1 protein-coding gene is annotated in these 733 nt (G+C 63.6%); it reads right to left on the bottom strand.

Translation table 11 applies throughout. The features are described from left to right. Positions 1 to 503 precede the first annotated feature (503 nt). On the bottom strand, positions 504 to 733 hold a 230-nt coding region (locus tag FLX08_RS40005; protein WP_208761987.1), incomplete at its 5' end, for a hypothetical protein.

Genomic DNA, 733 nt, shown 5'->3' with positions numbered 1-733 from the left:
AAGAGTGCATTGAATAGCGGAATCTCTGGTCAAGATCCAGTGATCAACCCGAGCCCAGAGCGATGCGGGCCCTACCCGCCCACCTACGAGCCTGGTTTGCCCCCGTAACGAGGCTTAATGGGTGCCGGGATGCGGCCCGCCTCGTTATTGGAGAAGGGAAGATCATGGTTCGCGATCCGGAGAGGCGGAGCCGTTGGTGGTGGCTTCCGGGATCTCTTGCCGTAGCAGCCTCGGTTGCGCGGCTCATCTATGAGATCTTCCGCGACCGGGCTGGGCACTTCTAACGCCCAGTAGGCCCCCGACTTGTTCGGGGGTCTTTCCATCCCCGGCGCTTATGCGGCCTGGCGCACCAGTCGGAGTTGAGGTACGCGCCGGGGGAGGCGTGGTGCTTGGTCTGCCCGATGGTGACCGAGAACCACCGGGTGTAGGTATTGGGGCGTCCCGAGGTCCCGACCTGCGATCGGGCGATCGACAGGAGCTTGGCTACCTGATCGACCTTCGGCTTAGGCTTCTCCGTCGCCTTCGGCCGAGCCGTAGGTGTCGAAGCAGAAGAAGTTGCCGAGGCATGCGTCGGGGTCGTCCCAGCGTGCGTAGCCGAGGGCGTCGGTGTCGGAAGCGTCAAGGTCGGCGGTGAGGCCGTCGAAGTCGTCGGCTCGGGGCCGCGCTCGACAGGGAGTCCCAGTCGGACGAATCAGCAAGGAAGGAGCAATGCTTAGAACCTGTGGATCTTCAG

The organism is Microbispora hainanensis (genome assembly GCF_006874475.1).
Classification (GTDB): Bacteria; Actinomycetota; Actinomycetes; order Streptosporangiales; family Streptosporangiaceae; genus Microbispora; species Microbispora hainanensis.
Note: the sequence above shows the minus strand (reverse complement) of the source record. Positions and strands in the feature narration are given on the sequence as shown.